The organism is bacterium (assembly GCA_040753555.1).
Taxonomy (GTDB): domain Bacteria; phylum UBA9089; class UBA9088; order UBA9088; family UBA9088; genus JBFLYE01.
In genome coordinates this window covers 1-9,096 of the sequence record JBFMDZ010000085.1, presented here as the reverse complement: position 1 = coordinate 9,096, position 9,096 = coordinate 1, and the positions used below count along the sequence as shown (strand labels likewise).

General features: G+C 36.8%; 8 protein-coding genes. 6 read left to right on the top strand and 2 right to left on the bottom strand.

The features are described 5' to 3' along the window. Both AB1630_07780 and AB1630_07775 read right to left on the bottom strand, forming a co-directional pair. The coding region (locus AB1630_07780; protein ID MEW6103692.1) for a flagellar motor protein MotB at positions 1-415 on the bottom strand (415 nt) is incomplete at its 3' end. Further along, positions 415-1,200 carry a MotA/TolQ/ExbB proton channel family protein gene (locus AB1630_07775; GenBank protein MEW6103691.1) on the bottom strand — a complete coding sequence of 262 codons (786 nt, stop codon included), beginning with the start codon at positions 1,198-1,200 and terminating at the stop codon, positions 415-417. The genes AB1630_07780 and AB1630_07775, both read right to left, overlap by 1 nt. Before the next feature lie 182 nt (positions 1,201-1,382). Between AB1630_07775 and AB1630_07770 the strand changes: the two genes are divergently transcribed. The 6 genes from AB1630_07770 to AB1630_07745 are packed head-to-tail and all read left to right on the top strand — an operon-like array spanning position 1,383 to position 9,017. Further along, a complete protein-coding gene (locus AB1630_07770; protein MEW6103690.1) occupies positions 1,383-2,312 on the top strand; it encodes a ribose-phosphate pyrophosphokinase in 930 nt (309 codons plus the stop codon). A 1-nt stretch (position 2,313) separates the two neighbouring features. After that, positions 2,314-2,952: a 50S ribosomal protein L25 gene (locus tag AB1630_07765; GenBank protein ID MEW6103689.1), complete on the top strand. Its 639-nt coding sequence runs from the start codon at positions 2,314-2,316 to the stop codon at positions 2,950-2,952. 4 nt (positions 2,953-2,956) lie between these two features. Then, positions 2,957-3,508 (top strand): aminoacyl-tRNA hydrolase, encoded by a 552-nt coding sequence (pth, locus tag AB1630_07760; protein ID MEW6103688.1) that lies wholly within the window; start codon positions 2,957-2,959, stop codon positions 3,506-3,508. Beyond that, complete coding sequence (locus tag AB1630_07755; GenBank protein MEW6103687.1) at positions 3,501-4,670, top strand: electron transfer flavoprotein subunit alpha; 1,170 nt, start codon at positions 3,501-3,503, stop codon at positions 4,668-4,670. Before pth ends, AB1630_07755 begins: the two co-directional genes overlap by 8 nt. A 24-nt stretch (positions 4,671-4,694) precedes the next feature. Beyond that, a complete protein-coding gene (locus AB1630_07750) occupies positions 4,695-7,064 on the top strand; it encodes a tetratricopeptide repeat protein (protein MEW6103686.1) in 2,370 nt (789 codons plus the stop codon). A gap of 33 nt (positions 7,065-7,097) precedes the next feature. Next, on the top strand, positions 7,098-9,017 hold the full coding sequence (locus AB1630_07745; protein MEW6103685.1) for a phospholipase D-like domain-containing protein: 1,920 nt from the start codon (positions 7,098-7,100) through the stop codon (positions 9,015-9,017). Positions 9,018-9,096: the final 79 nt, after the last annotated feature.

Sequence of the window (9,096 nt, the reverse complement as noted above, 5' to 3'; positions counted from 1 at the left end):
GAAGGCTTATCTTTATTCCATCCTGGGTTGGAAGGATGCGAACTAAGCCAAGTGTCTTTTCTTCCTTAAATCCCTGCTCAATCTGTTCAATGTATCTTTGGTTGAAGACAGAGACACCTGGTATTCTATATCCCATCATCTCAGAGGATGCCTTCTTTATCTCCCCCTTTTCTGGTCTTTTCTCACCACCTCCCTCAAAGATGGAGAATACCCTTGAGAATGCTGTTGCCATTGCCTTGAATTTGCTCTCTGATATGCCACCTGAGGAAACGAGGATGATAAATACACCCAGCAGGAGGGTAATCATATCTGCGTATGTTATAAGCCATCTTAAGCCACCTGCTGTTTCACACTTTGCCTCTTCCTTTTTCTTTTCCTTTTTTTCTGGCTCAGCTGCTGGCTTTTTTTCTGCCATTATTCCTTCTTTGCCTTAACAGGGTAGGTTTTTGGTGAGAAGAATGCCCTGAGTCTTTCCTCAAGAATTCTTGGGTTATCTCCAGCCTGGATTGAAAGAACGCCTGTAATTATTATTTCCTTTAGGAATACCTCCTCCTTGGTTAAGGTAGCAAGCTTGGTTGACATAGGGATAAAGACAAGGTTTGCAATAGCAACGCCATAGAATGATGCAATAAAGGCAATGGCTAGGGCATGGACTGTTTTCATAATATCACCGCCACCCATCTGTGCCAAAGCACCGGTTAGACCCATAATCGCACCCAAAATGCCCATTGTTGGAGCAATACCACCCATTGTCATAAGATAGCTATCACCCACCTTATGCCTTTCTTCCATTCCAGCAAGGTCTGTCTCAAGCACAGCACGGATTAAAGCAGGATCAAGGCCATCAACAACGAGCTGCATTCCCTTCTTAAAGAATGGGTCATGGATACCCTCTAAGTCTGCTTCCAGGGATAAAAGCCCCTCCCTCCTTGCCTTCTGGGCAAATGCAATCATTTGCTCAATTATCTCTCCTGCCTCAAACTTTGGATGGGAAAAAACAAGCTTGCAATATGTAGGAAGGAGCTTTACATGTTCTGGAAGATAACAAGACGAAGAAGCAAATAGGGTCCCCAAACCAATGATTACCATCCCTGGAATATTTAGATAGCCCTGTCCAACAATCCCTATGGTTTCAAGCATAACAGCTCCAACCATTGCGGCAATCCCACCTATAATCCCAATTAAAGAAACTAAATCCATCTTTCTTTATATTTTACTTACCCTGTCCACTTTTTTCAAGAATTATTTTTAATATTTTAATATTGTAAGTAAAGAGGTCGCAACATTTCTATAAAGTGTATCATCCTGCACCTGGTTTGTCAGTGTAAATTTGTGAATAAGCCTTGACTTTAAGGAAAGGGAATTGTTAAAATTTTCTTTTTATGGAAAACATAAGGGTTTTTTCTGGAAGGGCAAATAAGCCATTGGCAGATGAGATAGCCAGCTATCTTGGGATTTCCCTTTCAAACATAGAGGTATCCGACTTTGCAGATGGTGAGACATATGTAAAGATAAAGGAGAATGTAAGGGGTGCTGATGTTTATGTAATTCAGCCAACATCCCCTCCTACAAATGCAAACCTTATGGAGCTTTTAATAATCATAGATGCCCTGAAGAGGTCATCTGCAAGGAGAATAACGGCTGTTATCCCATATTTTGGCTATGGAAGGCAGGATAGAAAGGTTGAGCCAAGGGTTCCTATTACATCAAAGCTTACCGCAGACCTTATTACAACAGCTGGTGCATCAAGAATCTTAACAATGGACTTACATGCAGGACAAATTCAAGGCTTCTTTGACATTCCAGTAGACCATTTGTTTTCATCGCCCATTATTATTGAGTATCTTAAGAAAAAATCCGATGACCTTGTAATTGTCTCTCCTGATACAGGTGGTGTTGAAAGGGCAAGGGCAATTGCAAAGAGGCTTGATGCAGGATTAGGCATTATTGATAAAAGAAGGCCTGAGAAGAATAAATCAGAGGTTTTGAATGTAATTGGTGATGTATCGGAAAAAAATGTTGTCATTTTTGATGACCTAATTGATACAGGAGGAACAATTGTAAATGCAGCGCTTGCTCTAAAGAGAGAGGGAGCCCTGTCTGTTTCTTGTGCCGTTACCCATCCTGTTCTTTCAGGAAATGCACAGGAAAGATTAGAAGGAGGAGAGATAGAAGAGGTTATTGTTTGTAATACAATTCCTATTAAGGAATTAAGATGCAAAAAGATAAAGGTTTTATCTGTTGCAAGGCTTTTTGGAGAGGCGATTAAAAGGACAAATGAGGAAACCTCTATAAGCTCTTTATTTAATTAAAATGGAAGAATTAAATTTAGCTGTAGAAGAAAGGAAAATAGGGACGCAGGGAGAGATTAACAAATTAAGGAGGGATGGATTTATTCCAGGGATTATATATGGGCAAGATAAACCAAGCCTTCCAATGTATCTTTCAAAAAGGGAATTTCTTGGGTTCCTGCATAAGGGAAAAAGCCCTTTATTTTCTCTTACAATAAAAGGAAAAAAGGAATATGCAATTGTAAAGGAAAAACAAATAAACCCTTTAAAGAATGAAATTATCCACATAGATTTTATGAGGGTTGGCTTAAAGGAGAAGATAGAGATTAAGGTTGAAATAAGGGCTATTGGAACTCCGCAAGGTGTAAAGGAGGGAGGGGTTCTTGAACAGCTTGTCTATGAACTTAATATAAAATGCCCTGCACAAAGCATACCAGAGGCAATTGATGTAAATGTAGAGGGCTTAAAGATAGGCGATATGCTCCACATAAAGGATTTAAAAGAATATGAAGAAATAGAAATTCTTGAGGATAAGGAAAAAATTATATTTTCTGTTATTCCTCCAAAGGTAGAAGCAGAAGCAGAGGTAAAAGAAGAATTAGCAGAGCCAGAGGTTATTAAGAAAGGAAAGAAAGAGGAAGAGGAAGTATCAGAAGAATAATTCAATGATCCTTTTTGTTGGATTGGGAAATCCAGAGCCTTCCTATAAAAATACAAGACATAATTTGGGATTTAAGGCAATTGACATTTTAAGCATAAAAACAAAGATAGGGCTAAAAAAGGAAAATAATTGTCTTATAGGATTTGGAAAAATAAACGATATAGATGTAGCCCTAGCAAAACCCCTTTGTTTTATGAATGAGAGTGGAGGCCCTATTTTTTCTATATATAAAAAATTAAATCCAGATACAATGGTTGTCATTCATGATGATATGGATATTATACCAGGAAGGATAAAGATAAAGAAGGAGGGTGGAGCTGCTGGCCATAGGGGCATTTTGTCCATAATTCATAGCTTTGGAAGGGATGATTTTTTAAGAATAAGGATAGGGATTGGAAAACCAGTAGGGAATGGAAGGGATTATGTCCTCTCTCCTCCAGATAAAGAGGAGGAAAAGGCAATTGAGGATGCTTGTAATATGGCGGCTGAGGCAGGGATTATAATTGCAAAAAACGGAATAAAAAAGGCAATGGACATCTATAACAAAAATGATTGAGATTATAAAGGAGCTATGCACCGGGTGTGGAAAGTGTATAAAGGCTTGCCCGTTTGGGTTAATTGAAATAAGGGAGAAAAAAGCCTTTATAAAGGACGGGTGTAATCTCTGCTCTGCCTGTGTATCTGCCTGCAAGCCAAAGGCAATAAAAATAGAAAAAGAAGGGGTTGTTGGATTAAAGGGGGATAATATTTGGGTATTTATAGAGCAAGACAATGGAGAGATAAACCCTGTTTCCTTTGAGCTATTATCTTGTGCAAAAGGGCTTTCCAAAAATGTATCAGCCGTTTGTTTAGGCGATAAAATAGAAGGTCTTTCAAAAACCCTTATTGAAAATGGTGCTGATTTTGTTTTTCTGGTTGAAAGCCCAAATCTTTCATACTATTCAAACATTTATTCAAAGATATTGGCTGATATAATTAAGGAAAAGATGCCAGAGATTATTCTTATTGGAGGAACGGCAATAGGAAGGTCTTTGGCTCCAAGGCTTGCTTCACGGCTAAAAACAGGGCTTACAGCAGATTGCACAGAGCTAAAGATAGAAGATGGCAAATTTTACCAGATAAGGCCTGCATTTGGTGGGAATATTATGGCAGAGATAATAACAAAGACCATCCCAAAAATAGCAACAGTAAGGCCAAGGGTTATGAAAAAGGGAAGATGTGAGAAAAGGAAGGAGGGAGAAATTATAAAGATTGCACCAAATATCTTGCCTTCTGAAATTAAAGAAAGGAGGATTGAAATAAGAAGAGAGGAAGCTATTGGGAAAAAGATTGAGGATTCCGAAATTATTGTTTCTTTTGGAAGGGGCATAGGAAAACCCGAAAACATCAAGGTTGTAAAAGAGCTTGCAGATTGTCTTGGAGCAGCTTTAGGTGCTTCTCGTGCCGCTGTTGATGCTGGCTGGATTTCACACCTCCATCAAGTTGGTCAAACAGGAAAGACGGTCTCTTGTAAATTATACATTGCCTGTGGAATCTCTGGTGCAATCCAGCACCTTGTTGGAATGAGAGCGTCTGATTGTATTGTTGCTATAAACAAAGACCCTCACGCTTCCATATTTGATATCGCAACCTATGGAATTGTTGGTGATTTATTTGAAATAATCCCAATGATAATAGGGGAGATAAAAAAAGGAAGACAGCCCCTTGACAAAAGATGAGGCTTTGATGTAGATTTTAAAAGCGTGAAAAAGAAAAAACAGGGGAATATTCCTAAAATAATTGTTGTTTCTTTTCTTATCATCCTCTTTGTTGTTCCCTTAATCTTCCTTGTTCCTGTAAACTCTGTTGACCTTACAAAGATAGGTGTTTTATATACCTTTCTTTCCCTTATTCTTTGCCTTTGGGTATATAAATTTAGCAAAGATAGGGAATTTCCAAGGATTATAAGCCCAATCTTTCTTCCTGTTGTCCTTTTTTTCTGGATTGTAATTTTTGCTACAATATTCTCTCAATACCCATATTTAAGCCTTATAGGAGATTATAACAGGCTTCAAGGTCTTCTTACACTAACAGCCTATATCCTCCTTTTTTATATTTCATCAATACTTTCAAGAAACAAAAAGGTTTTATCATTGATGCTAGACATTATTCTCCTTTCCAATTTCTTTGCCGGCATTTATGGAATTATCCAGAGATTAGGTCTTGATCCATACCAATGGTCAGGGGGTGGTTGGGCAAGGATTCATTCAAGCTTTGGAAATCCTGTGTTCTATGCTGCATGGCTATCTATGGTTCTTCCAGTAAATCTTATCTTATATCTTAAAGAGGACAATAGAAAAAAGAGGCTTATATATGCTACTTCCTTCATCTATACCTACACCCTTTTGTTATTCGCCAATACAAGGGCAACATTTGTGGGATATTTTGGGGCATCTCTTATTTTCTTCTTATTTCTTCTGGGGAAAAGGTTCATTTTTTCTTTTTATGGAATAACAGGGCTTGTTTTTGGGATAATTTCAGCTATTATTATTCTTTTCCTTAATCCTACGGGGATTCATGCTTTATTTATTGGTGGTTTATTTATTGGAATTTTCTTTTTTGGCCCTTTTTTCTTTTTAAAAGGCTTTCATAAAAATCAAATATTTATAATAGGAATCATCTGCATTCTCCTTACTATCATCTTTAACTTTGATAAATCAGCCATTGCAGCAAGGTTCTTTACAACAATACAAATAAAAAAGGAGAAAAGCGAAAAAATAGAGGAAAAAATAGAGGTAGTCCAGGAAGCAGAAGGTGGAATTGCTGATCCCCTTCAATCATCTGCTGGTATCAGGATAATGATGTGGAAAGCCTGTTTTAAAATAATAAAGGAGCATCCAATATTTGGAATTGGGCCTGAAACACTTGGCTATGTCTTTCCAAAATATAGGGGTCTTTCATACATAAGAAGATTTTCAGAATATAGCCTGACAAATAGGGCACATAATGAAATATTGGATACAGCCCTAAATTATGGAATCCCTGGATTGCTTGTTTATATCTGGTTATTTCTCATCGTATTTTCTGTTGGAATAAAGGCATTTTCAGAAAACAAAGATAAGCTTATAATAGGAATCCTTTGCCTCCAGGCAGCATACCTTATCCAGAATGAATTTAGCTTTGGAGCAACAACAATATCTGGGCTATCTTGGGTTATGATTGGAATATTGGCTGGGCTTACATCCCCTGAAAAGACTACAATAATTGAAAGCAAAGCAAAAAGATACTTGATTGGAATCCCCCTTATTCTCCTTTCTTTTGTCTTTATTTTTCCCATTATCCCATATTTTATTGCAGATATTACATTTAGAACAGGCAGGGTTTATGAGGAGTCGAAAATGCCTGATATCGCAATAAATTATTACAGAAAGGCAATATCCCGATATCCATTTGAACAAAGCTATTATCATTCTTTGACACAGATATTGCTTGTTAGAGGAAAAAAAGAGGAGATGGATGAGGCAATCAAGCTATTTAAACAGGAATTAAGCTATACACCACAATCCTCATCCCTATGGCATTCATTGGGAACAGCATATTACTTAAGGGGAGGAGAAGGTGCAGAGGATAAAGCAATGGCTTGCTATTCCAGGGTTTTTGAAATAGACCCATACTATGCACCATCCCATCATTATATTGGAGTTATCAATAAGGATAAAGGAAGGCTTGAGGAAGCAAGGAAATCCCTTGAATATGCTGTTAATTTAAGACCTGATAACCCCGAATTTTTGGAAACCTTAGGCTATCTTTATATGGATATGGGAAATACAGAGGAGGCAAGGAAAATATGGGAAAGAATCATTAAGATTAACCCTAAATACTCAAATATCAAGGATGTTCACACAAGGCTTTCCCTTATCTATTACAATAAAGGAATGATGGATGAATGTGCAATAGAATGCAAGGAAATTCTAAAGATAGACCCAAACGATATGAATACAAGAAAAAATTTGGCAACAATTTATTATAGCAAAGGGAATTATCAAGATGCTGCTTCTGAATGTAGAATAATATTGCAACAAGACCCAAGTAATGCTTATGCAAGGGGGATGCTTTCTGCAATGGGAAAATAAATGCAAAATAAAAGCCACAAGCAATAGAGGTTAATGAATACAGATTTAACATTCATCACCAACGAAGAAGGGCAAACCCTTAAAGAAAGGTTTAATATTTTAATTAAGGATTCACGCTTCTTTGACTGCCTTGTTGGCTACTTCTATCCCAGTGGATTTTATGCTATTTATAACGCATTGGAAAAGACCGAAAAAATAAGAGTTCTTATTGGCATCAAAACCTCAAAGGAAACTTATGATTTGTTAGAAACTGCATCAGGACAAACCCAACTTCAACTCTCCCATAGGGAAACCAAAGAAGAGATTCAAGATATAATAGAAAAAGAGCTGGCAGATTCAGAAGATAACCAACAAGTAGAACAAGGGGTTTATAAATTTATTGAATGGGTCAAAAATGGAAAACTTCAAATAAGGGCATATCCATCTCAAAATATCCATGCCAAATTATACATAATGACTTTCAAGGAGGGCGATAGGGATGTAGGCAGGGTAATAACCGGCTCAAGCAATTTTACAGAGACAGGACTTGTGGATAACCTTGAGTTTAATGTAGAGCTTAAGAATCGGGTTGACTATGAATTCGCCAGAAAAAAATTTGAAGAGCTCTGGAAAGATGCGGTTGATGTAGGTGAAGAATTTGTTCAAACCATTCCCAAAACCTGGTTAAACCCCAATATTACCCCATACGAGCTATATCTGAAATTCTTATATGAATACTTCAAGGATGAACTAAACCTAATTGATAAAGTTTTTGTAAAGTATCTGCCTGAGGATTTTAAAAGATTTGAATATCAAGAGCAAGCGGTTTTGAATGCAAAGAAGATTTTGGAAGAATATGGTGGGGTCTTTATTTCTGATGTGGTAGGATTGGGCAAAACCTATATTGCGGCTATACTTGCAGGGCAACTTGAAGGGAGAACCCTCGTTATTGCCCCTCCTGCACTACTTAATAAGAATAATCCAGGTTCCTGGCCAAATGCCTTTTCTGATTTTCATATCCCGGCTAATTTTATATCCACAGGTAAACTTGATGAGGCATTAAAGGAAATAGAAAAAAGGGAATACGAAAATATTATTGTAGATGAAGCACACCGCTTTAGAACCGAGACAACCACTGGTTATGAAGAACTCGCCCAGATTTGTCGTAGCAAAAAGGTTATTCTTGTTACTGCAACCCCTTACAATAATTCACCAAAGGATATCTTCAATCAGATTAAACTCTTCCAGAATGCCAGAAAAAGCACAATCCCCAATCTTCCTAATTTAGAAGGTTTCTTTAATCGGCTCTATGACAAAATAAAGAAGATTGATAAGCAGGAAAATTACGATGAATATATTAAAACCATAAAAGCAAATGCAAAAGAAATAAGGGAAAAGGTCTTAAAATATCTTATGGTGCGCCGAACCCGAAATGAAATTGAAAAATATTTTGAAAAAGATTTAAAAAACAATAATATTAAATTCCCTGAGATACAAGACCCTGTGCCATTGTATTATGAGTTTAGCGAAGAAGAGGATAGGATTTTTACCAGGACAATCCAGTTAATTACCAAAAACTTCAAGTATAGCCGTTATACACCCCTGGTTCCTGAATACTACCAGGGTAAGATTTCACAACCAGAAGAATTATCTCAAAGGAATATGGGAAAATTTATGAAGATTCTGCTGGTTAAAAGGCTTGAAAGCAGTTTCTATGCCTTCTGTAATTCAATTGACAGATTTATCCATTCTTATGAAATGTTTATAAAAGAGTTTGATAAAGGTAATGTTTATATAAGCAAAAAGTTTATAAATAAGATTTTTGAGTTATTGGAAAGTGATGATGATGAAGAAGTTCAGCGTCTGATTGATGAAGGAAAAGCAGAAAGGTATGAGGCAAAAGATTTCAGAGAAAAATTTAAGATAGATTGTAACTATTCACCCTATAGGGAAATAAGGAATGTATATGTTTAGATAATGTTAAGGAAAATAATGAAGCCAAAGAATAAAAATCCCAATGTCCAAATCCCAATGACAAATGAAATCCCAATGT

Excerpts from the sequence above, each read along its gene's own strand:
- AB1630_07770 (MEW6103690.1), top strand. The coding sequence starts at position 1,383 with ATGGAAAACATAAGGGTTTTTTCTGGAAGGGCAAATAAGCCATTGGCA.
- AB1630_07765 (MEW6103689.1), top strand. The coding sequence starts at position 2,314 with ATGGAAGAATTAAATTTAGCTGTAGAAGAAAGGAAAATAGGGACGCAG.
- AB1630_07775 (MEW6103691.1), bottom strand. The coding sequence starts at position 1,200 with ATGGATTTAGTTTCTTTAATTGGGATTATAGGTGGGATTGCCGCAATG.
- AB1630_07745 (MEW6103685.1), top strand. The coding sequence starts at position 7,098 with ATGAATACAGATTTAACATTCATCACCAACGAAGAAGGGCAAACCCTT.
- AB1630_07755 (MEW6103687.1), top strand. The coding sequence starts at position 3,501 with ATGATTGAGATTATAAAGGAGCTATGCACCGGGTGTGGAAAGTGTATA.
- pth (MEW6103688.1), top strand. The coding sequence starts at position 2,957 with ATGATCCTTTTTGTTGGATTGGGAAATCCAGAGCCTTCCTATAAAAAT.